The sequence below is a fragment of the Limosilactobacillus reuteri genome, from assembly GCF_034259105.1.
Taxonomy (GTDB): Bacteria; Bacillota; Bacilli; order Lactobacillales; family Lactobacillaceae; genus Limosilactobacillus; species Limosilactobacillus reuteri_G.
The window spans coordinates 190,840-213,982 of record NZ_CP139478.1; the positions used below are offsets into that span (position 1 = coordinate 190,840).

General features: G+C 40.5%; 19 protein-coding genes, 1 tRNA gene and 1 pseudogene. 14 read left to right on the top strand and 7 right to left on the bottom strand.

Going from position 1 to position 23,143, the window contains the following annotated elements; genetic code table 11:
- Nucleotides 1-11: 11 nt before the first annotated feature.
- Together SH603_RS01820 and SH603_RS01825 are read right to left on the bottom strand one after the other, a co-directional pair.
- Nucleotides 12-1,430: a Na+/H+ antiporter NhaC family protein gene (locus SH603_RS01820; RefSeq protein WP_321534007.1), complete on the bottom strand. Its 1,419-nt coding sequence runs from the start codon at nt 1,428-1,430 to the stop codon at nt 12-14.
- Nucleotides 1,431-1,760: 330 nt separating this feature from the next.
- Nucleotides 1,761-2,786, bottom strand: a complete 1,026-nt coding sequence (locus SH603_RS01825) for a cation diffusion facilitator family transporter (RefSeq protein ID WP_321534008.1) — start codon at nt 2,784-2,786, stop codon at nt 1,761-1,763.
- A 139-nt stretch (nt 2,787-2,925) separates the two neighbouring features.
- Here SH603_RS01825 and SH603_RS01830 point away from each other — a divergent pair, with 139 nt between their 5' ends.
- Nucleotides 2,926-4,056, top strand: a complete 1,131-nt coding sequence (locus tag SH603_RS01830) for an IS30 family transposase (protein ID WP_321533685.1) — start codon at nt 2,926-2,928, stop codon at nt 4,054-4,056.
- Between the two features lie 79 nt (nt 4,057-4,135).
- On the opposite strand, the gene SH603_RS01835 is transcribed toward SH603_RS01830, so the two are convergent.
- Complete coding sequence (locus tag SH603_RS01835) at nt 4,136-4,678, bottom strand: RBBP9/YdeN family alpha/beta hydrolase (protein ID WP_169473748.1); 543 nt, start codon at nt 4,676-4,678, stop codon at nt 4,136-4,138.
- Between the two features lie 11 nt (nt 4,679-4,689).
- A complete protein-coding gene (gene psiE / locus SH603_RS01840; RefSeq protein ID WP_003665465.1) occupies nt 4,690-5,091 on the bottom strand; it encodes a phosphate-starvation-inducible protein PsiE in 402 nt (133 codons plus the stop codon).
- Between the two features lie 131 nt (nt 5,092-5,222).
- Between psiE and tpiA the strand changes: the two genes are divergently transcribed.
- From tpiA to SH603_RS01880, 8 genes are all read left to right on the top strand, one after another.
- Complete coding sequence (tpiA, locus tag SH603_RS01845; RefSeq protein ID WP_321534009.1) at nt 5,223-5,993, top strand: triose-phosphate isomerase; 771 nt, start codon at nt 5,223-5,225, stop codon at nt 5,991-5,993.
- Between the two features lie 54 nt (nt 5,994-6,047).
- Nucleotides 6,048-6,122, top strand: a tRNA-His gene (locus tag SH603_RS01850).
- Nucleotides 6,123-6,615: 493 nt separating this feature from the next.
- Nucleotides 6,616-7,998: a group II intron reverse transcriptase/maturase gene (gene ltrA / locus SH603_RS01855; protein ID WP_321534010.1), complete on the top strand. Its 1,383-nt coding sequence runs from the start codon at nt 6,616-6,618 to the stop codon at nt 7,996-7,998.
- Nucleotides 7,999-8,177: 179 nt separating this feature from the next.
- Nucleotides 8,178-9,131: an aldo/keto reductase gene (locus tag SH603_RS01860; protein WP_135951792.1), complete on the top strand. Its 954-nt coding sequence runs from the start codon at nt 8,178-8,180 to the stop codon at nt 9,129-9,131.
- Nucleotides 9,131-9,631, top strand: a complete 501-nt coding sequence (locus tag SH603_RS01865; protein ID WP_169472840.1) for a phosphatase PAP2 family protein — start codon at nt 9,131-9,133, stop codon at nt 9,629-9,631. Before SH603_RS01860 ends, SH603_RS01865 begins: the two co-directional genes overlap by 1 nt.
- 20 nt (nt 9,632-9,651) lie before the next feature.
- The gene (locus SH603_RS01870) at nt 9,652-12,501 is read left to right on the top strand and encodes a DUF3427 domain-containing protein (RefSeq protein WP_169471449.1); all 2,850 of its coding nucleotides are present in this window, start codon (nt 9,652-9,654) and stop codon (nt 12,499-12,501) included.
- 140 nt (nt 12,502-12,641) lie between these two features.
- Nucleotides 12,642-13,772, top strand: a complete 1,131-nt coding sequence (locus SH603_RS01875; protein ID WP_013923736.1) for an IS30 family transposase — start codon at nt 12,642-12,644, stop codon at nt 13,770-13,772.
- A gap of 62 nt (nt 13,773-13,834) precedes the next feature.
- Nucleotides 13,835-14,119, top strand: coding sequence for a hypothetical protein (locus SH603_RS01880; protein WP_321534011.1), 285 nt, complete (start codon nt 13,835-13,837; stop codon nt 14,117-14,119).
- A gap of 75 nt (nt 14,120-14,194) precedes the next feature.
- Here SH603_RS01880 and ltrA (SH603_RS01885) read toward each other — a convergent pair whose 3' ends face one another.
- Together ltrA (SH603_RS01885) and SH603_RS01890 are read right to left on the bottom strand one after the other, a co-directional pair.
- Nucleotides 14,195-15,577 (bottom strand): group II intron reverse transcriptase/maturase, encoded by a 1,383-nt coding sequence (gene ltrA, locus SH603_RS01885; protein ID WP_321533896.1) that lies wholly within the window; start codon nt 15,575-15,577, stop codon nt 14,195-14,197.
- A 491-nt stretch (nt 15,578-16,068) separates the two neighbouring features.
- Nucleotides 16,069-17,421, bottom strand: a complete 1,353-nt coding sequence (locus SH603_RS01890; RefSeq protein ID WP_169478269.1) for an FAD-dependent oxidoreductase — start codon at nt 17,419-17,421, stop codon at nt 16,069-16,071.
- A gap of 286 nt (nt 17,422-17,707) precedes the next feature.
- Here SH603_RS01890 and SH603_RS01895 point away from each other — a divergent pair, with 286 nt between their 5' ends.
- The 3 genes from SH603_RS01895 (at nt 17,708) to SH603_RS01905 (ending at nt 19,651) form a co-directional block, all read left to right on the top strand.
- On the top strand, nt 17,708-18,028 hold the full coding sequence (locus tag SH603_RS01895; RefSeq protein WP_003671366.1) for a hypothetical protein: 321 nt from the start codon (nt 17,708-17,710) through the stop codon (nt 18,026-18,028).
- 108 nt (nt 18,029-18,136) lie between these two features.
- Entirely contained in the window at nt 18,137-18,841 is a 705-nt protein-coding gene (locus SH603_RS01900; RefSeq protein ID WP_321534012.1) for a hypothetical protein, read from the top strand.
- A gap of 75 nt (nt 18,842-18,916) precedes the next feature.
- The gene (locus SH603_RS01905; RefSeq protein ID WP_321534013.1) at nt 18,917-19,651 is read left to right on the top strand and encodes a M57 family metalloprotease; all 735 of its coding nucleotides are present in this window, start codon (nt 18,917-18,919) and stop codon (nt 19,649-19,651) included.
- A 49-nt stretch (nt 19,652-19,700) separates the two neighbouring features.
- On the opposite strand, the gene SH603_RS01910 is transcribed toward SH603_RS01905, so the two are convergent.
- Nucleotides 19,701-21,509 (bottom strand): heavy metal translocating P-type ATPase, encoded by a 1,809-nt coding sequence (locus SH603_RS01910; protein WP_321534014.1) that lies wholly within the window; start codon nt 21,507-21,509, stop codon nt 19,701-19,703.
- Nucleotides 21,510-21,612: 103 nt separating this feature from the next.
- Here SH603_RS01910 and SH603_RS01915 point away from each other — a divergent pair.
- Nucleotides 21,613-21,903 (top strand): annotated as a pseudogene (locus SH603_RS01915) (phosphopentomutase); the annotation flags it as partial.
- Nucleotides 21,904-22,019: 116 nt separating this feature from the next.
- On the top strand, nt 22,020-22,922 hold the full coding sequence (locus tag SH603_RS01920; protein ID WP_321534016.1) for a phosphopentomutase: 903 nt from the start codon (nt 22,020-22,022) through the stop codon (nt 22,920-22,922).
- The last annotated feature ends 221 nt before the right edge of the window (nt 22,923-23,143 follow it).

Here is a 23,143-nt window from a genome sequence, read left to right on the forward strand (position 1 = left end):
GGAAATTCAATTTATTCAGTTGCTAAGTTTGCAGCAGGACTTTCGGTTGGGACTTTCACAAGCATTCCTGCAATGATAGTTAGGATCGTAACGAGGAATGGAAAAAATGCCCAAGGAATGAAGTTTAACGGATTAATTTGTAAGGTACTAGCGATGAATACTCCAGAAACAGTCCATGGGACAATTGCGTTGACTGCGGCGCCTGCATCATTGAGAATTCGGGTTAAGTCAACTCGCTTTAAGCCTAATTTATCAAATGACGGGAGAAATGATTGCCCAGGAAGAATAATTGCGAGGTAGTGTTCCCCAACAAGGAGGTTAACCCCAATGCAAGTAAGGGCTGTGGAGAATGCTAATCGACCAGGCGTCTTTACAATCCCAGTTAAGTGATTAATGATGGCGCTAATAATATTGAACTTGATCAATAAGCCACCTAAAGCAAGCGCGAAGATAATTAGGGCTAGAGAAGTAAGCATACTAGAGATACCACCTTTAGAAAGCAATGTATCGATTGTTTTATCACCGGTATGGGAAACGTAACCAGTCATGATGGTATTAGTAATCGTAGTGAGGCTGGTTTTAGGTGCATGGATCCAGCCAAGTACGACCGCGAAGAGTGAGCCAAGGCCAAGGGAAGGAATAGCAGGAACTTGGAAAATGGCTAATACGATTAGGAGCAGAACTGGGAGAAGAGCCCATCCTGAGATCCAGAACCCATTTTGCAGACCGGCCATCATTTGGTGAACGGCACCTAAGCTAACATTTTTGGAGTTTAACCCTAAGAAGGTGTAAAGAATAAGACAGATTGCCCAGGCAGGAATATCGGTGGTGAGCAGGGATTTAATATGCTTGTAGATACTAATTTCACCAACACTGGCGGCAAGGTTTGTGGTTCCTGAAAGCGGGGAAATATTTGAACCACAAAAGGCGCCTGAAACGATTACCCCCGCAGTTAACCCCGGGTTGATTTTAAGGGTTGCACCAATGCCAATAAAGGCGATCCCCATTGTCGATACAGTTGTAAATGAGCTTCCACAAGCGACTCCAACAAGGGTACAAACGATAAAAACTGTTGGTAGGAAGAACTTTACAGAAATAATTTCAAACCCAAAGTACATAATTGTTGGAATAGTGCCTGAGAAAATCCAGGTAGCAATTAAGACACCGATAGAAAGAAAGATAATGAGGGGGTCAACACCGGCTCGCAAACCATGACGCATTCCATTCATTATTGTATCCCATTTAAATCCACGAATTCGTCCGTAAACGGCGAGCAAAACAAAGGAAATAAATAATGGGGCTTGCGGTTCTTGGTGTTTAAAAATAATAGGGTAGCCTAAGATGCATAAAATAACGCCAAGAATAAGTAAACTTTCGCTAAAGCCAATCACTGGCTCAGGACTATTTTTTGATTTGTTAATAGTTTTCATTGTGTAATTCTCCTTATTTTTTAATAAAAAATACCAACTAGATCAGCGGCATTTGCTTAATCTAGTTGGTGTTACGGTAGTATAAAAAAATCGCGGAAACTACACGCCCTTACTAGATCAATGTACCTAGCAAAGGACTCATTAAAACAACCCTGCTTAGGTACGAACACCGCTGTCCGTACCTAAATGAGTACAGACAATTATGCACGGTAAGCATAGTTGTTATAATACTTGGTTGAACTTAATGAGTGTTGAATCATGTTAGTCGTTCCTTTCAAGTTAAGTTGTAATTATTAAAACATTCTAATTTGATTTTGTCAAACTTTAATTTTAAAATTCGCCAGAAATATCTTTATCAGAAAATGAATGAGGGTCGGGGACAAAAGAAATATCGGTGTCAATTATTCCAAATTTTTCTCGCATTACATTTTCGATGTGCTCTGATAATTGGAAACTTTTGAGGATCGTCATTTTAGCGTTAACCATCACGGAAGCATCAAGCGTGACCACATTTCCGTTATAGTGAGCTTTTAGTTCGACAACTTTTACAACGTGCGGAATGTTGGTGATTGTTTGGCGATACTCCTGTTCAGCGCGGGGGTCAAAGTAGTCGGTTAAGTTAAGACTGCTTTCAAAGAAAATTTTTAGTCCAGAATATAGAATAAAGAAACCGACGACAATACTGGTAGCACCATCAAGCCAACGAAGGTTAAAGAGGAGGGCACCGCCAATTAAAATCAAAGTTCCAATACTTGTGAAAGCATCACTCAGACTATCTTGGGCGGAAGCAAGCAACGCGGCGTTTTTTAATTTAAGTCCTGTTTGGCGATTCATATACCAAACAACTAACATAATAACTGACGCGATTCCGGCCCCAATTAATGCGACTGGTTGTGGAACCACCCGGCTTGCAGGATTGAGGAGACTTTTAATGCCATCGATAATAACGCTTAAAGCAATCGCAACCATAACGACCGCTGTGACAAGGGAAAAAATTGTCTCATAACGCCAACGAACGAATTGTACTCGCTGGTCAGATCCCATGTGCGCTTGATAATTTCCCGAAGGCAGCCGTGCACCAATGATATCATCATCATCGACATCCTGGGCAATGTGTAAGCCCATCATCAGTAAAAAGGTCGAGATAATTCCCGAAAGGTTGTTGAAAGCATCGGCCCGTAACGTCTGCGATTTACTTATTTCAGCTAACCAGTACTCGATAATTGAAATAACAACATAAGCAACCAAGTTATAGATTAAATGGTGTTGGGAAGCCCGAATCTTTGCTAGTTCGTTTGCTTGCGTTTTTTCCCAGTTATTCATTTCTTCGGTTGTATGTCTTTTAAATTTAGTCATTAATTTAAGAACTTCCTTGATTAGGTGGATTATAGAATGAAGTTAGCCACCCAGTTGGTGGTAAATAAAAAACGCCATTCGGCGTGACATCAGGTATCATATTAAGTGAACCAAACCTATATGAAAGGATGTCCGTCAAATGACGCACTTAAATGATACCATGTCTACTAGTTTATTGACTACTCATAAAAAGAATGCTCATCTTACTAAAGAAGAACGTGTGATGATTGCGACTTTAAAGTCGCAAGGACTTTCCAATCGCGCAATTGGTCGCCAATTAGGAGTTAATCATCAAACAATTAATAACGAGCTCAACCGTGGTACGGTCCGCCAACTTCGTCGTCAAAAATCTAATGGTAAGATTTACGAATATTCTTACTACATCTATAGTTATGAAGCTGGTCAGGCCACATATCTTGAACATCACCGCCATTCTGGTCGTCGTCGCTTATATTATTCTTCAAAGCAATTTTTACGATTAGCTGATCAGCTAATGCTTGGTGAGTTTGACGACCACCATTACTCCCCACAAGCGGTTATTTATAAGGCTCGAGATTTAATGAATGATGGCACCCTGATCCCAAAGTCGGTTGTAACTTTATATCAATGGATTAATGAGGGTGTGCTTCGTACGTCCAATTTAGACCTCTTTGAAAAACCTAAACGTAAGCATCATCGAACTCATCCGCAAGCTAAAAGGTGCTTAGGGCCTAATATTGCTCAACGACCTCAAACTGCGGACCAACGGTCCGAAATTGGCCATTGGGAACTAGATACAGTTCAGGGACAGAAAAACGGTAATGACAGTGTTGTACTAGTAATGACTGATCGCCTTTCACGAGTTAATATCACGAGTAAAATTGCTGGTAAAACTGCGCATGCAGTAAATCAGTTCTTTATAAATTTACGCCAGAAAATGGGCACAGATGCTTACTATCACATCTTTAAGACAATAACCTCTGACAACGGTTCAGAATTTAGTGAGTTAACACAAGTTCACGATCATGTTTTCTATGCTGATCCGTATTCCCCTTGGGAACGTGGATCCAATGAGATCAATAACCGGTTTCTCCGCAAGGAGATTACCAAAGGTGAAGCTATAAATAACTATAGTAGTGCTCAGATCATAGCGACTAATGATTGGATGAATCACTATCCACGAGCTATGTTTAATGGACATTCGTCAATGGATATCTATCGTAAGGCCTTCTACCAAGAGATATCACAGCTCCATCAACCAATAATCAATTGGTCAGTATTATTTATTTGAGTCCAGTGGCTAACTTATTCTTGAAATTTAGGAATTTTAATTATTAAGCAAAAGCGAGTTGATTCTTTAAAAAACCAAGTTATTCAGCTAGCTTGTTTAATTCTTTTAAGGCTAATGGGAATTTTGTAAAGCCGTCACTAGTCAAAAAGTGGCCACCTTTTTCTGTAACTATGAGTTTTGCTCTAATTTGATTAGCGACCGCAATGCTATTTTGATAAGGAACGATTGGATCATCTTTAGCTGTTATAACGGTAGCTTTAGCGAGTTTAGGGAGTATATGCTCATAATGAGGCCGATCTTTCATAAACTCATCTAATTCGGGATAAGCTGGTAATCCTTTATCAAATGCTCCCACCAGTAAAAGTCGAGCATCTTTAACATAATGACGTTCAATATAACGAAGGGCCGTAATGCAGCCGAGACTATGAGCGACGAGGATGAGGTTATCTTGGGGATGAATTTGTTCGTCAACCGCTTGATCCCATTCAGCTTGTTGGGGATTGAAGGGATTTGGTAACCATATCCGATCAAGGGCGATTATTGGTTTCACTTCTTCTTCGAGCCATGGGAACCAGTCGTCATCCCTGGTAGAAGTGCCATGAATTAAGTATGCGTTCTTCATTATTACTACTCCTATTTCATAAAGTGTTTCAATACTACCATGCCGATGATTAATAATAAAATGGCAATCGAATTAGTAAGAATTTCATAAGGCTGACCGTGGGCAGCAATTAGTCCCCGAATTAAAGCCATAATTCCTAAGCTTAATAGAAAATCGACTGCAATCCGGCCATGATGTTTTAGCGCGGCAATTATCATTGTCATAAATGAAAAGAAAAGGAAAAAGACAATAACGCGATCCAAAATCTTAAAAATGACATGGTCCGTATTTCCCGCTTGCATAAGGGGAATCAGCGAAAAAGTTTCTGTAAATAAGATAATAGTTAATAAAATCCCTAGAATTGCTAGGGCACCGATTGTGCATAGACGCAAAATATGGCTAAAATTGGCTGCTAATTTGTATATTTTTTTCATGCTCCGATACTCCTCAAGAAAACGCTTTAACTTTAGGATAGCAATGATCAAGAAATTTAGCTAATATTTAACAAAATAATTGTTAAAAATATGCCATACTTAAAGATGGATAACAAAAGGAGGAGTGAGAAATGCGCAAACCCTTTATTGCTGCTAATTGGAAGATGCATAAAAATGTCCAAGAATCGGTTGAATTTGTGGATGCAATTAAAGGAAAGCTGCCAGATCCGCAAGAAGTTGAAGTAGGAATTGCAGCCCAAGCTTTTGCATTACCCAGTATGGTTCAAGCTGCTGATGATTCAGGATTAAAGATAATCGCACAAAACGCGGCTGCTGAATATTCGGGAGCTTTCACTGGTGAAATTAGCTTACGAGGCTTAGCTGACGCTGGCGTTTCATATGTAATGTTAGGACATATTGAACGGCGCCATTTATTCCACGAGGATAATGAGTTGGTTAATCGGAAAGTGTTGGCAGCCCTTCAAATGGGAGTTACCCCGATAATTTGTACAGATGAAACGATGGTCCAGAAAGAAGTTAATGGTGAAATTCACTACGTTTTCCAGCAATTGATGAGCGTATTGAGGGGCGTTTCTCTTGATCAAATTAAAAATGTAGTTGTTTCCTATGAACCAAGTTGGGCAGTTGGATACGGTCAGCACGCCAATCCAGTTCTTGCTGAAGAAGGATGCCGTCAAATTCGGCGAACAATTGCTGATAATTATACTTATGAGATTGCTGATAAGATTCGGATCCTCTATGGGGGAAGCGTCAATCCGGATAATATCGGAATGATTATGAACAAGCCAGATGTAAATGGGGTATTAATCGGTCGGGCAAGTTTAGATGTTGATAATTTCTTGCGAATGGTTAATTATTTAAAAAAGGACCAAGAAAAATAAAAAAGTCTTTCTCTTTACCGTCATTTTGTGTTATAGTTATTAACAGTTGTTATGGCGGTATTGGTGAAGTTTGGTTAACACACCGGTTTGTGGGTCCGGCACGCGTGGGTTCGAATCCCACATACCGCCCTGACCTAGCGCGATGGCAAAGGATTTTTCCTTTGCTGTCGCGTTTTTTGGTGCGCCCGGCATGGGTATTAGCTAGGTGGTGAAAGTCCGCTATGGGCCGTAGTAGTCGGAACCATGAGCTGAGGACAAGGGTGTCCACCGTGAGGTGGAATCTGAAGGAAGTCTAAGGCAAAGTACTGCATCGATGAACAAGAAGTAGCTATAAGGCTGGAATTAACTGGATAAGGCTGCTAGACAAGTTGAAGTCCAATACTACTCGAAGTTGGTCTCAGTAAAGCTAACGATGACATGGTACGAAAGCTAATATTCTTACCCGGGGAGATCTGGCCTACACGTTTCCGACAAGAGGAATAAGTTTAATTTCCACAGAAACAAGCGGTGCAGTGATGCAGTGTTGAGTAAGCCAGAAGTCAGCCGAGGTCATAGTAGTTTGAATAATCAGATGAAGGACTGAACGACAATAACTTGTAACTTATATCGGAGGTGTAATCAGGTGCGACAATCGCAGAAAACAGAACAACAAGCTGACCGCTTGTCGAGGATAGGTTTGGAAAACCGAAAGTACACAAGGGCGCGTAGTACCGGTTATGGTGAAGGTAAAGGTATGAGTGTCACTATCCAAGACCTGGTCTTGGATCGCAATAACCTTAATCAGGCTTATTTGCGAGTTAAGAGAAATAAAGGAGCAGCAGGCGTTGACGATATGACAGTCAATGACCTTCTGCCATATCTCAGAGAAAATAAGACGGAACTGATCGCTAGTTTGCGTGAGGGCAAGTATAAACCAGCTCCAGTCAAACGGGTAGAAATTCCGAAGCCTAATGGTGGAGTAAGAAGACTTGGAATACCAACGGTGGTGGACCGAATGGTTCAACAAGCTGTAGCCCAAATTCTTACGCCTATCTTTGAGCGTATTTTCTCTGATAATAGCTTTGGCTTCCGTCCCCACCGTGGGGCCCATGACGCTATTTCAAAAGTAGTAGATCTTTATAATCAAGGTTATCGAAGAGTTGTCGACTTAGACCTAAAAGCCTATTTTGATAACGTTAATCATGACTTGATGATTAAGTATCTCCAACAATATATTGATGACCCATGGACACTAAGACTCATTCGTAAGTTTCTAACTAGCGGAGTCTTAGACCATGGGCTTTTCGCTAAGAGTGAAAAAGGAACCCCACAAGGAGGGCCATTGTCACCACTACTGGCGAACATCTATCTAAATGAGTTGGACGAAGAGTTGACTAGACGTGGTCACCACTTTGTGCGCTATGCGGATGATTGTAACATCTATGTTAAAAGTCAACGAGCCGGAGAACGAGTAATGCGAAGCATTACCCAGTTTCTAGAAAAGCGCTTGAAAGTTAAAGTGAACCCAGATAAAACCAAAGTCGGTAGCCCGCTACGGTTGAAGTTTCTTGGCTTTTCGTTAGGTGTAGACCACAATGGGGCCTACGCCCGTCCAGCTAAGCAATCGCAACAACGAGTAAAGAAAGCACTGAAGTTATTAACTAAACGTAATCGTGGAATATCTCTGACAAGAATGTTTGAAGAAATTCATCGAAAAATGCGTGGGTGGCTTCAGTACTACTCAATTGGGAAACTAACTAACTTTATTCAACGCCTTGACAAGTGGTTGAGGGTCCGAATAAGGCAGTATATTTGGAAGCAATGGAAAAAGTTTAAAACTAAGGTAACTAACTTACAGAAGTTGGGGATGTCCCAGCGTGATGCATATGTCTTCGCTAGTACCCGAAAGGGCTACTGGCGAACTGCACATAGTAAGACCTTGAGCTATTCTCTAACTAATAGAAAACTGGAACAACTCAGACTTATGAATATGTCCAAGACGCTCCAGTCAATTCAATGTGATTAAGTTGTCGAACCGCCGTATACGGAACCGTACGTACGGTGGTGTGAGAGGTCGATAATTGAACTAATCAATTATCTCCTACTCGATTATTCTCTGTTTTATGAATTTTAATTGATAACATCTAAGAAAGTAACTTAAAATAGAAACGGTATAAGGTGGAGAAAGAAAAAGGGGCTTTAATTATGAAAAACGTACAAATTGGTGGAACAAATTGGGAAGTATCGAATATTGCATTAGGTATTATGCGGATGGGGACGTTAGCAGTGCCCAAAGCCATTGATGCCTTAGAAGCCGCCCACGATGCTGGAATAAATTTTATTGATTCAGCTGATATTTATGGCAATGACCCACAGTTAGGTCGCGGATCTTCAGAAATCCATTTTGGTGAAGCGTTAAAGAAAAGCAGTCTTACTCGTGATGACTTTTATATTCAGTCAAAAGGAGGCCTTTTTGCGAACGCAGATAACAAAATAACACGGTATGATTCGTCGAAGAAGCATTTAATCGTTGCTGTTGATGGAATTTTGCAACGGATGGGGATTGATTATCTTGATTCATTTTTGATTCATCGTCCAGACCCTTTAATGGAGCCCGCAGAAATAGCAGAAGCCTTTGACCAACTTCAAGCATCTGGGAAAGTCCGCCATTTTGGAGTATCAAATTTTAACCCGCAGCAAATCGCGCTCCTTCAAGCGGCGACAAATCAACGGCTTTTGATTGACCAGGTACAGTTTGGTTTAAAGCATACGGGGATGATTGATTTTGGCTTGCATACAAACATGACTGATGATGCTGCGATCAATCATGACGGGGGATTATTAGAATACACGCGTCGGAAACGGATGACGATTCAAACATGGTCACCTTTCCAGTACGGTACATTTGCTGGGACATTTATTAATAATGATCAATTCCCTGAACTAAACGCAATGTTAGGAACTCTTGCGCAAAAATATAAGGTAAGTAAAAATGCAATTGCCGTTGCATGGATTTTACGGCACCCCGCGCATATGCAAGTGTTGCTTGGTACTATGACACCAGCTCATATTATTGACAGTGCTAAGGGAAGCGATATTACGTTGCCGAGTCAAGAATGGTATGACCTATATCTTGCGACCGGGAATGATTTGCCATAATGAAAACAGATTATCTACAGTTCTATCAGCATATTACAGCTCCTTTTTATCGACACCCGTGGACAATTCCTTTATTACGAGTGGTTAATAAATTTGTTGTGTGGGTTATGTACGTTGCCTATATCGCTATATTAGTATGGGTGGGGAAAAATGATGTCTTGAAAGCAGGGCCTTTTCTGCTTATTCCTGGTATTGGCTTTATCCTGCTTTCTTTTATTCGCCAACGGATTGACGCGCCACGACCATACGAAAAGTTTCCGATTAATCCCTTAATTCGACGGCAAAAAACTGGTGATTCATTGCCTAGTCGTCATGTTTTTTCTGCGACTGTTATTGCGATGTGTGGGTTAAGGCTAAACTTGCTTTTAGGAATAACCTTACTTGCTTTAGCTGTTGTTTCTGCTATTACGAGAGTGATTGGGGGAGTTCATTTTCCCCGTGATGTGATTATCGGGTTTATTTGTGGTATTATTTGTGGTTCGCTTTTATTTCTTAGCTGATTTTTAGAAAGGTGGATTTCATGGACAATTCAGTGCTGCAAGACGCAATTTTGAATGGACTTATTAGTACTCAATATCAAGGTAATACGCTGCTAGGTCCGCAATTATTAACCAATAACCAATCATCGACAATTTGGCAAACGTTACGGCACGAATTGCTGTCATGTAAAAACTTTACGTGGTCAGTCGCCTTTATTACGTTAGATATGTTGGTTCCATTTAAGGCAGTGATGGCTGACTTAGCACAGCGGGGGGTACAAGGGACGATCATTACCAGTGATTACTTAAATTTTAATCACCCCGCGATGTTTGAAGAACTGCAAAAAATTCCTAATTTAACGGTCAAGATTGCTGATCTTAATGGGTTTCATACTAAGGGGTATTTATTTGATCATGGGAAATATCAGACCGTAATTATTGGGAGTGCTAATTTTACACGGTCTGCTTTGTTAGTTAATAAGGAGTGGAATTTGAAATTAAGCTCCCACCAAGAAGGAAGCCTTTTTCAACAACTAACGGCGGAATTGAATGCTGTTAAACATGAGAGTACTGTTCTAACGTCAGAGTGGATTGCGGAGTATCGCAAGAATTGGCAACCACCAAAGACTAGGGTGACGCAACCGGAAAAATTAAAACCAATTGAACCTAATCAAATGCAACAGGCCGCTTTAGGACAATTAAGCAATCTGATAAAAACTGGCGCTAAAAAAGGGCTGGTAGTTTCAGCAACGGGAACCGGAAAAACATATCTGGGAGCGTTTGCGGTCAAGAAATATCAGCCGCGCCGTTTCTTATATATTGTTCATCGAGAACAAATTGCCAAAAAATCGTTAGCTAGTTTTCGACGAGTTATCGGCGGAAAGAAAAATGATTATGGATTGCTGACAGGTAATCGACATGATTGGAATGCTAAATATTTATTTGCAACTGTTCAAACACTAAGCCAACAAGCAGTGCTGGATAAGCTCAAAGCTACCGAATTTGACTACATTTTGATCGATGAGGCCCATCGTGCAGCAGCACCTAGTTATCAACGAATTTTAAACCACTTTATGCCGCAATTTTGGTTGGGGATGACTGCAACCCCTGAACGAATGGACAATCAAGACGTCTTTAAACTGTTTGATTATCATTTAGCCTATGAAATTCGGCTGAAAGATGCATTGGCTGCTAAAATGTTAGCACCATTCCATTACGTGGGGGTTACTGATTATGAAGTTGATGGAGAAGTTATTACTGAGACTTCTAAGTTAAACCAATTGATTGCTTCGAAACGGGTTAATTATGTTCTTAACCAATTAGACTATTATGGATATTGTGGCGATCAGCCTCGTGGATTAGTATTTTGTAGTCGGCAGGCGGAGGCAAAAGAATTAGCAGTCCAATTTAACGCGGCTAACCATCCTGCGATTGCATTGACAAATCAAAGTAGTAGTCAAGAGCGAGCAAAGGCAGTTGAGCAATTAGAGGCAGGAAAGATTGAGTATATCATTACCGTTGATCTTTTTAATGAAGGGGTCGACATTCCATCAGTAAATCAGATTGTAATGATGCGCAATACCCAATCACCAATTGTCTTTACCCAACAACTCGGGCGCGGATTGCGTCAATATCCTGGTAAAGATTTTGTGACAGTTATTGATTTTATTGGAAATTACCAGCATAACTACATGATTCCTCTTGCGCTTAATCAGGATAATAGTCGTAGTAAGGATCTAGCGCGCCGTGAAGTCAAGGTACCAACGAATTTTGATGTTTCAACCATTAACTTTACGAAGGTTGCCGAAGAACAAATTTTAGCCTCCCTTGATAAAGTTAAATTGGACTCGATGCGTGAATTGCGGCAAGCATACCATGATTTAACTAACCAACTAGGGAGAACACCATTGTTGGATGACTTTTATCGTTATGGTTCTGTTGATCCCCGAGTATTTGCGCAAAATTCCCAACTCAACCATTATGGTGACTTTTTAGAAAAAATGGGGATAGAACTTAAATTAACTAATTATGAGCGTCAAGTACTAGCCTTTTTAACTAAAGAGCTGCTTAACGGTAAACGGCCACATGAATTGATTCTCCTTCAATGCTTACTTCGCGGTACGTGTTCAATTGATGCTTTTAAAGCAGAACTAGAGCAACAAAATATTCGCGTTACACCAGCTGTTTTACAATCAGTTGATGATATTTTAAGCTTGCAATTCTTTAATGTAAAAGCTGGTAAACAGTTAAAAAAGGATCAGTATGGCGGACAGCCGATTGTTGACCATCCAGATTTATTAACATATCAGTTAAATTCAAAAATTCGAGCAGGACTAGAAAGTCACAATGATTTCAAGCGCTTGTTTACCGATGTATTAACAACGGGCCTTGAAATCGCCAAGCAATATGATCTCAAGCAAGCATTTACCCTTTATCAGCAATATGATCGAAAAGATGTTTGTCGCTTATTAAACTGGCCCCTCGACGTAAGTGCTCCGTTATATGGGTATCGGGTGGCAGAAGATGTGTGTCCGATTTTCATTACCTACCATAAGGATGCAGAAGAAAAAAGAAACGCTATCTATAATAATCAACTCCAAGATGGCCGTTCGTTGCGCTGGTACACACGGACACCTCGCCATCTTTCATCTGATGAGGTGCAGCGGTTGCTTGCGGGAGTAAAAGAGGGTAAACCACAAGTAAAGTTACACTTATTTGTAAAACAGAGCGATGCAGTTGGCAAAGAATTTTATTATTTAGGTCCTGCTTATATTCAACCGGACTCCGTAAGAGAAGAATTAGTTGGTCCAAAGAAAAAAGCGGCAGTGGGAATGGATTTAGTCTTAGAACATCCGCTGACACCAACCATGATGAACCTATTAGCAATGTAAACGTAACCATATTACTTTTATTTTGGTGGATTATAGAATGAAGTTAGCCACCCAGTTGGTGGTAAATAAAAAACGCCATTCGGCGTGACATCAGGTATCATATTAAGTGAACCAAACCTATATGAAAGGATGTCCGTCAAATGACGCACTTAAATGATACCATGTCTACTAGTTTATTGACTACTCATAAAAAGAATGCTCATCTTACTAAAGAAGAACGTGTGATGATTGCGACTTTAAAGTCGCAAGGACTTTCCAATCGCGCAATTGGTCGCCAATTAGGAGTTAATCATCAAACAATTAATAACGAGCTCAACCGTGGTACGGTCCGCCAACTTCGTCGTCAAAAATCTAATGGTAAGATTTACGAATATTCTTACTACATCTATAGTTATGAAGCTGGTCAGGCCACATATCTTGAACATCACCGCCATTCTGGTCGTCGTCGCTTATATTATTCTTCAAAGCAATTTTTACGATTAGCTGATCAGCTAATGCTTGGTGAGTTTGACGACCACCATTACTCCCCACAAGCGGTTATTTATAAGGCTCGAGATTTAATGAATGATGGCACCCTGATCCCAAAGTCGGTTGTAACTTTATATCAATGGATTAATGAGGGTGTGCTTCGTACGTCCAATTTAGACCTCTTTGAAAAACCTAAACGTAAGCATCATCGAACTCATCCGCAAGCTAAAAGGTGCTTAGGGCCTAATATTGCTCAACGACCTCAAACTGCGGACCAACGGTCCGAAATTGGCCATTGGGAACTAGATACAGTTCAGGGACAGAAAAACGGTAATGACAGTGTTGTACTAGTAATGACTGATCGCCTTTCACGAGTTAATATCACGAGTAAAATTGCTGGTAAAACTGCGCATGCAGTAAATCAGTTCTTTATAAATTTACGCCAGAAAATGGGCACAGATGCTTACTATCGCATCTTTAAGACAATAACCTCTGACAACGGTTCAGAATTTAGTGAGTTAACACAAGTTCACGATCATGTTTTCTATGCTGATCCGTATTCCCCTTGGGAACGTGGATCCAATGAGATCAATAACCGGTTTCTCCGCAAGGAGATTACCAAAGGTGAAGCTATAAATAACTATAGTAGTGCTCAGATCATAGCGACTAATGATTGGATGAATCACTATCCACGAGCTATGTTTAATGGACATTCGTCAATGGATATCTATCGTAAGGCCTTCTACCAAGAGATATCACAGCTCCATCAACCAATAATCAATTGGTCAGTATTATTTATTTGAGTCCAGTGGCTAACTTATTCTTGAAATTTAGGTAATTAAAGAAGTAGAAAGAAGATGATATTATGGCAAAAGGAAAGGTAAAAACTAGCGATAAGCGTTCAGTTCGGGATGTTAAATTAGATGAATTGGCTGGCTTATTAAATGAATTTGACGTTAATACAATGGGAGCATTAGTAAAGTCCTTAAAGAAGAGTCAAAAGAAGAGTAAACAAAGTAAGAAAGATGAATTACGTGATACTATTGAGCGGCAACAAGAACGTATCGATGAACAAAAAGACACGATTGATCAACTTAACAATCATATTTCTAAACTAATTGATCGTCTTGATAATAAGCTGATCGAGTAGGAGATAATTGATTAGTTCAATTATCGACCTCTCACACCACCGTACGTACGGTTCCGTATACGGCGGTTCGACAACTTAATCACATTGAATTGACTGGAGCGTCTTGGACATATTCATAAGTCCGAGTTGTTCCAGTTTTCTATTAGTTAGAGAATAGCTCAAGGTCTTACTATGTGCAGTTCGCCAGTAGCCCTTTCGGGTACTAGCGAAGACATATGCATCACGCTGGGACATCCCCAACTTCTGTAAGTTAGTTACCTTAGTTTTAAACTTTTTCCATTGCTTCCAAATATACTGCCTTATTCGGACCCTCAACCACTTGTCAAGGCGTTGAATAAAGTTAGTTAGTTTCCCAATTGAGTAGTACTGAAGCCACCCACGCATTTTTCGATGAATTTCTTCAAACATTCTTGTCAGAGATATTCCACGATTACGTTTAGTTAATAACTTCAGTGCTTTCTTTACTCGTTGTTGCGATTGTTTAGCTGGACGGGCGTAGGCCCCATTGTGGTCTACACCCAACGAAAAGCCAAGAAACTTCAACCGTAGCGGGCTACCGACTTTGGTTTTATCTGGGTTCACTTTAACTTTCAAGCGCTTTTCTAGAAACTGGGTAATGCTTCGCATTACTCGTTCTCCGGCTCGTTGACTTTTAACATAGATGTTACAATCATCCGCATAGCGCACAAAGTGGTGACCACGTCTAGTCAACTCTTCGTCCAACTCATTTAGATAGATGTTCGCCAGTAGTGGTGACAATGGCCCTCCTTGTGGGGTTCCTTTTTCACTCTTAGCGAAAAGCCCATGGTCTAAGACTCCGCTAGTTAGAAACTTACGAATGAGTCTTAGTGTCCATGGGTCATCAATATATTGTTGGAGATACTTAATCATCAAGTCATGATTAACGTTATCAAAATAGGCTTTTAGGTCTAAGTCGACAACTCTTCGATAACCTTGATTATAAAGATCTACTACTTTTGAAATAGCGTCATGGGCCCCACGGTGGGGACGGAAGCCAAAGCTATTATCAGAGAAAATACGCTCAAAGATAGGCGTAAGAATTTGGGCTACAGCTTGTTGAACCATTCGGTCCACCACCGTTGGTATTCCAAGTCTTCTTACTCCACCATTAGGCTTCGGAATTTCTACCCGTTTGACTGGAGCTGGTTTATACTTGCCCTCACGCAAACTAGCGATCAGTTCCGTCTTATTTTCTCTGAGATATGGCAGAAGGTCATTGACTGTCATATCGTCAACGCCTGCTGCTCCTTTATTTCTCTTAACTCGCAAATAAGCCTGATTAAGGTTATTGCGATCCAAGACCAGGTCTTGGATAGTGACACTCATACCTTTACCTTCACCATAACCGGTACTACGCGCCCTTGTGTACTTTCGGTTTTCCAAACCTATCCTCGACAAGCGGTCAGCTTGTTGTTCTGTTTTCTGCGATTGTCGCACCTGATTACACCTCCGATATAAGTTACAAGTTATTGTCGTTCAGTCCTTCATCTGATTATTCAAACTACTATGACCTCGGCTGACTTCTGGCTTACTCAACACTGCATCACTGCACCGCTTGTTTCTGTGGAAATTAAACTTATTCCTCTTGTCGGAAACGTGTAGGCCAGATCTCCCCGGGTAAGAATATTAGCTTTCGTACCATGTCATCGTTAGCTTTACTGAGACCAACTTCGAGTAGTATTGGACTTCAACTTGTCTAGCAGCCTTATCCAGTTAATTCCAGCCTTATAGCTACTTCTTGTTCATCGATGCAGTACTTTGCCTTAGACTTCCTTCAGATTCCACCTCACGGTGGACACCCTTGTCCTCAGCTCATGGTTCCGACTACTACGGCCCATAGCGGACTTTCACCACCTAGCTAATACCCATGCCGGGCGCACTAGAAAAATGGTCGGGAAAAATTAAAATTTTTCACCGACCATTTATTATTATTTGTTATTTACTGGCTGTTTAAATAAATCATTGAATGCTTCACTGATTGTTGGGTGCGTATAGATTTGGTCCCGAAGCATTTGATAGGGGAGTTTTGCCCGCATTGCAAGAACAATCATGTTGATAATTTCTTGCGCTTCCTGGACATAAAGGGTAGCCCCAATAATTAAGTTCGTTTGTGGATCGACTAATACCTTAAGCAGTCCACGGGTATCCTTTAATACTTTTGCTTTTGGAATTGCAGCAGCAGGCATCTTAAAGAGCAGGTAATCTTTCCCTTGTTTTTGCGCCTCTTTTTCCGTTAAGCCGACTTGTGCAAGGGAAGGTTCGATAAAGACGTTAGTAGGAACAATTAAACGATCACTAACTCGCCGTTCCTTATTACCGAATAATTCATCTTTAATGATTCGGAAGTCGTCAAGTGAGATGTAAGTAAATTGGGGACCACCTTTAACATCCCCAATTGCCCACACATCAGGCACACTGGTATGGAGGAGGTCATCGACAACAATCGCTCCGTTTTTAGCGACCTTAATATCTGTGTTTTGCAAATCAAGGTCTGCCGTTGCAGGTTTCCGTCCGGTTGCCACTAAAATTTTATCAGCGAAAATGGTTGTTTCACGATTATCCGCTTTAGCAAAAGTGATCGCAGCTTGCTCATCTTGTTCGCTAATTGCTTTAATATCAACCCCAACTTCAAAGCGAACCCCGTTATCCTTAAAGTTTTGAATTACCATTTCTGCTACATCATCATCTTCACGTGGTAGTAAAGTCTGATGGTGATCAAGAACCGTGACGTGTGAGCCAAAGGAAGTGAACATATTTGCGAATTCAAGGCCAATATAACCGCCACCGATAATCACGAGTTCACGCGGTAACTTAGGCTGCTCCATTGCTTGGGTAGAATTCATGAGAAATGGACTATTCTTCAATCCAGGAATATCAGGGATGGTTGGTGTTGCGCCAGTATTGATAAAAATACGGTCACCCTTGTAGGAAAGAGTTTGCCCATCTGGCGTTTGCACATCAATCGTGTGGTTACCAGTAAAATGAGCAGTTCCATCTAAGACAGTGATATTATCTTCACTTGCTAACATTTGATAATTTTTTTGGCGGAGTTGGGAAGTCATCACATTTTTCCCATCGACCGCGTCCTCAAATGAGGTTCCATGAGCAGCTTCAATAATTAGCCGTTTGGAGGGGAGACAGGCAATGTTAATGCAGGTTCCTCCATACATTTGCTTCGATTTTTCAATAACAAGAACTTGTTCTCCGTGTTGAGCGAGAAACTTTGCGAGTGTTTTTCCGCCCTTGCCAAATCCGATAATAATATTTTTGACTGTTTCCATTAAAAAGCCTCCAAAGTTGAAATTATTTTATGTACCTTCAAATTATACTAAGAATAAATGCTTTGTCACTTAAAACGCTTAAATAAGACAATTGTACAGTTTATATTGTATTGAACAAAATGTTAGGATGATATCGTAAATATATTAGTCCCAACTGCAGTCAGAACTTGTATATTAAAGAAAAACGCATTAGATGAACATTGTATATTATTGATCATAGGTGGTGTTTCATCGAAATAAAACGTTTTACTAATTTATAAAAAGTTTTGATTGAAGAGAGATTATAATGAAAGCTGCACACTTAGTAGAACACTCCCAAAAAGCAAATGAAAAGAAGCAAGTTATTCAAGAGACCAAGTTTATCGACATCTTAAGCAAGGTTGCAACAGTTGTAGCTATTTTGATGTATGTATCTTACATTTCACAGATTAAGAATAATTTGGCCGGAAATTATGGCGCTCCTTTACAACCATTAGTGGCAGCGCTTAACTGTACGTTATGGTGCATTTATGCTTACTTCAAGCAGCAACGTGATTGGCCAGTCTTCTGGGCAAATTTCCCTGGTATTATCTTTGGCTTAATCACTTTTATCACATGTTTACACTAGGAAAAATAGGATTGCGAGAAAACAAAATTTTCTCCAGTCCTATTTTTTATATGCTAACTCTCAACTCTATGATATAATTAATCGAACATATGTTTAGGGGGAGTAGAGATGGCAAAAGATGGGATGTCGGTAGTTCGCTTTAGTTCTTTTGCGCCGGTGACGGAGATGATTTTACAGTCGTTGCCAGCTGAGAAGAATAAAGAGGACCAGAAAGCGCCGGCCATTAAAAACTTTGATCAATTACGTCAACGATTAAATAGTCAAGCGCGATTCCTTATTTTGGACCTTAAGTTTTTTCAAGATCAGCAGAATCATCGAAATGGCGTTGCTCAGATTGCGGGGAAGATGTTTGAAACACAAAACAGCTTTAATTACTACCTCTATGCCCAGAATATGTCTGCTGAGCGACAATTGGCCTTTTTGCGACAATATGACCTCCGTCTTTCAGAAGTAAACGGATATGAGGTTAGACAGATTTTTAACCGGATTTTTCATTTCATTGTGGTAGAGCGGCCTGACTATATTGTGAGTTGGGATAATGGAACTGACTTTGAATCATTGAATTATGAAGCAAATCGATTAAAGATTAGGAAAGAGGACCGTCCCTGGCGTACGATTCAGTCATTAGATCTGGAAAAGCTAGTCGCTAAAGAAGTATGGAAAAGTAAAAATGGGATCAGCCTGGAAAAGATGTGTCGCTTGTTGCACCTTCCCCGGGTTAAATACCATCAAGCCCAAAATGATGTGATAGCGATTGAACAAATTTTGAAATTTTATGCTCGTGATTTAGAACGTGAATTAAATTGTCACTGATCGTTACCAAAATTTAAAATTTAGTTCATGATTTATCCCGATTGACTTTTTATAATTAGTAACAATTGAAAGAAGGTGAACGAGATAAATTTCATTTTTCGACTGCTTAAGCGGATATTTATAATAGGACTTTTAGTAGGTGGAGGATGGCTTTATTTCAACGATGCACGGGTTCAAGCAACGGCGAACCAAACTGCATGGAACGTTCGAGATCGCATTGCTAAGTTAATTGGCAGAGACGATACAAGCTCAAACGATAATTCTAATCTGCACTTAAACGATGCAAATAATGGTTCTTCCAAAAACGAACAAGGATCAACGACAGAACAACAAACAAGTACACAAACTTCAATTCCATCTACTGGGCGATGGGCGACTAATCAAGCAACGGTCTATGTAAATACAAATAATGCTCAACTTGACGCAGCTACTAATACCGCAATCCAAAACTGGAATCAAACGGGGGCATTTACATTTAAACCAGTAAACAATCAAAGTAAAGCGGATATTGTTGTAACGACGATGAACCGCTCTGATTCAAATGCTGCTGGATTAACGAAGACATCCTCGAATTCGTTGACAAGAAGATTTATGCATGCAACGGTGTACTTAAATACATATTATTTAACTGACCCAAGTTATGGCTATAGTCAGGAACGAATTGCTAATACAGCCGAACACGAACTAGGTCACGCAATTGGACTTGATCATACCAATGCTGTTTCAGTAATGCAGCCTGCTGGATCATTCTATACGATTCAACCAGATGATGTGCAAGCAGTTCAAAAATTATATGCCAATAATAAATAAAAATAGTGAGACTGAAAGAAGTGCGTTTCTCTCAGCCTCGCTATTCTATTTAGTCTGTCATTTTCCGCGCTTTTAGTGCCCAGAGGATAGAGACAGTATCAATTATCTCCTGTAACATGACGCCGAAAAAGGCTGGAATAATTCCGGTACTAGCAATAAGCATTAGGATAGTACAGATTGCAATTCCGATTAGGACCGCCTGTTTTGCAATCCGCAGAGTTTCCTGAGAAATGCTAACGGCTTTTGCCACTCGCGAAAGGTCATCTTTTAGGATAACAACGGCAGCTGATTCACTAGCAGCAGTTGATCCGTGAGCTCCCATCGCAATTCCAACATCAGCTGTCACAAGAGAAGGTGCGTCATTTACGCCGTCGCCAACCATGAAAACAGGATGTTCATTTGTTGGAATGGCTTTAAGTGCATTGATTTTATCTTGTGGAAGAAGATCGGCTTTAACTTGGGTGATCCCTACTTGTTGGGCAACTTTATCTGCAATAACAGCTTGGTCTCCCGTTAACATTAATAGATTGGTAACACCAAGCTGTTTTAACCGGTTCATTGTTTGCTTTGCTTCAGGACGAATATGGTCGGTAAAAGTAATTGCACCATAGTATTGCCCATCGACGCTCACATAGATAGCTGTTGATGCTAACATCTGGTTAAGATTTTCTGGTGATACGAATTTTAATTTTCCTACTTTAACTTCCCGTCCATCAACAGTTGCTAAAATGCCCTTACCGGTTATTTCTGTAAGTTGATCGACAGGTGATAAGGAGATATTATATGCAGTGGCGTAAGAAAACAGTGAGCGTGCTAAGATATGTGATGATTGTTGTTCAGCGCTTGCGGCGTAATGGAGGAGCTGAGTTGAGTCGATTTTTTCTGTAGGGAGGATTTTATCAACGGTCAATTGACCACTTGTAATAGTTCCTGTTTTATCAAATGCACCAGTTTTAGCAACTGCTAGTTTTTCCAGTACACTCCCTGTTTTGACAACAATTCCATTTCGTGAAGCTCGGCTCATTCCAGAAACCATTGCCACGGGAGCTGCAAGGATTAACGGACATGGTGAAGCAACAACGAGAACTTCCGCAAATCGTTCGGGACGGCCAGAAAGCACCCATGCGAGTGAAGAGATAATAATGGCAATAATCGTAAATGGAACAGCGTATCGGTCGGCTAATCGAACAAAGTGGGCAGGGGTTGATTCAGCCTCCTTAACCAATTTAACAAGTTGCTGATATTGACTATCTTTGGCTAGCTTGGTGACCTGTAAAGTAATGGCATTATCACCATTAACAGATCCAGACATCACTTCATCACCGGCTGTTTTGTAAACTGGCCGTGATTCACCAGTTAATGAAGACTCATCAAATAAACCTTCGCCACTTTTAATGATTCCATCGACTGGTACTAATTCTCCGGGTTTAACGATAAGCTGGTCGCTAACTTTGACATCGTTAACTGGGATGTCGCTGGTTTTGCCATTGGTGATTAAGTGCGCCGTTTGCGGTGAATTATTAAGTAATGCTTTTAATTCAGTGCTTGCTTTTTTGGCAGCGTAATCTTCTAAGGCATCTCCTCCGGTTAACATTACAAGAATAACCATCGCTGCCCAATATTCGCTAACGGCTAGCGTTGCGACGACAGCCATAATGGCAAGCAGATCAACGCCATACTTACCACTACGGATAGTTTTTATCATGCCAATAAACATTGAAAAAGCAACAATTGCGCCGACGACAGTAACTAGAATTTGGGCAAAAAGTTGTAAATGGAATCCAAATTGGAGCACGACTGCGATTGCTGCAATTACTAGGATGATGATTAATTTTTGCTTATTAGATAGTTTTTTCATAATACCCCCGCTTAGTCCTCGTGCTTTCTACAATTTAATTATAGGGTTTTTATGCAATGATATAATAAAAAATTAGAAATATTAAGGAAACTGGTGAAAAATAATGCAAAATGGACAATCTTATCAACGAATTTTTGTAGTGATAATTGATTCATTAGGTATTGGAGCAACGTCTGACGCCAATCAGTTTGAGAGCTTAGGGGCTGATACGCTAGGACACCTTGGGGAACATTTTCGAGTACGGCTACAACTACCGACTTTTCAGAAAATGGGTCTTGGCAACTTGCACCCGATTATGGGAATGTCTTCGCTTGAAAATCTTCACGCTGCTTATGGTCAAATGAGTTCAATTTCAACGGGCCTGAGTGATCGGGAGAGCCAGTGGGAGATGATGGGCTTGGCAACTTGCACCCGATTATGGGAATGTCTTCGCTTGAAAATCTTCACGCTGCTTATGGTCAAATGAGTTCAATTTCAACGGGCCTGAGTGATCGGGAGAGCCAGTGGGAGATGATGGGCTTGGCAACGACCGCTGAACCTGACGTTTTTATTGATGGTGTACCGTTGGAAATAGCGACTAATTTTGCGCGAAAAGCAAAGCGCCCTCTTTTAAGCAATTCCTTAATGAATATCCGTACTGCGTTGAAAGATTATGGCCTTGAACAATTGGCAACAGGTGGTTTGCTAGTAGCGACGGCTAGTTCTTCGAGTGTTTGGTTAATTGCGCATGAACATACTATTTCGGTTGCCGAATTAAAAGAAGATTGTCAGATTTTACGAAAAATGCTGGATAATTCCCCATATACTATCGAAAATGTGAATGGCCTTCTCTTTAGTGGGAACCAGCCGGCTAATTTTTATCCCCAAGAACTTTATAAATTTCCTTTAACTCCATCAAGCTCAACGGTTATTGATTGTCTACTGAAAGAAGACTATGCGGTGAAATTAATCGGAAAAAGTACCCAGTTCTTTGATTTGGCTCGTAAAGAAATAATTGGGAATAATAAAGAGAGTTTTATTCAGCTACAAGAGCTAATTGATAAAAAGTTTACGGGTATTTGTATAGCAGAAGTGGGAGAGATAGAGCAATTTGGTAAAGCGCGTAATCCTGAAGGTTTTGGAACGGAATTGATGCGGATTGACCACGAACTTACAAAAGTTATTGATAAACTGCAAGCTGATGATTTACTGATTGTGACAGGGAACTTTGGGAATGATCCTACTTATCCTGGTGAAAAACATACTCGTGAATATGTGCCCTTACTTATAACAGCCCCGCAGATTAAACAAAATATTTCGCTTGGTGGCAGAAGTTTTAGCGATATTGGGGCAACAATCCTTGATAATTATGATTTAGGAGATAAGTTGCCAGTTGGTAATAGTTTTTTAAGAGAATTATTTTCTGCATATTGATAAAAGAGGATGGAAAAATTCTGATTTTCCATCCTCTTTTAGTGCGCCCGGCATGGGTATTAGCTAGGTGGTGAAAGTCCGCTATGGGCCGTAGTAGTCGGAACCATGAGCTGAGGACAAGGGTGTCCACCGTGAGGTGGAATCTGGAGGAAGTCTAAGGCAAAGTACTGCATCGATGAACAAGAAGTAGCTATAAGGCTGGAATTAACTGGATAAGGCTG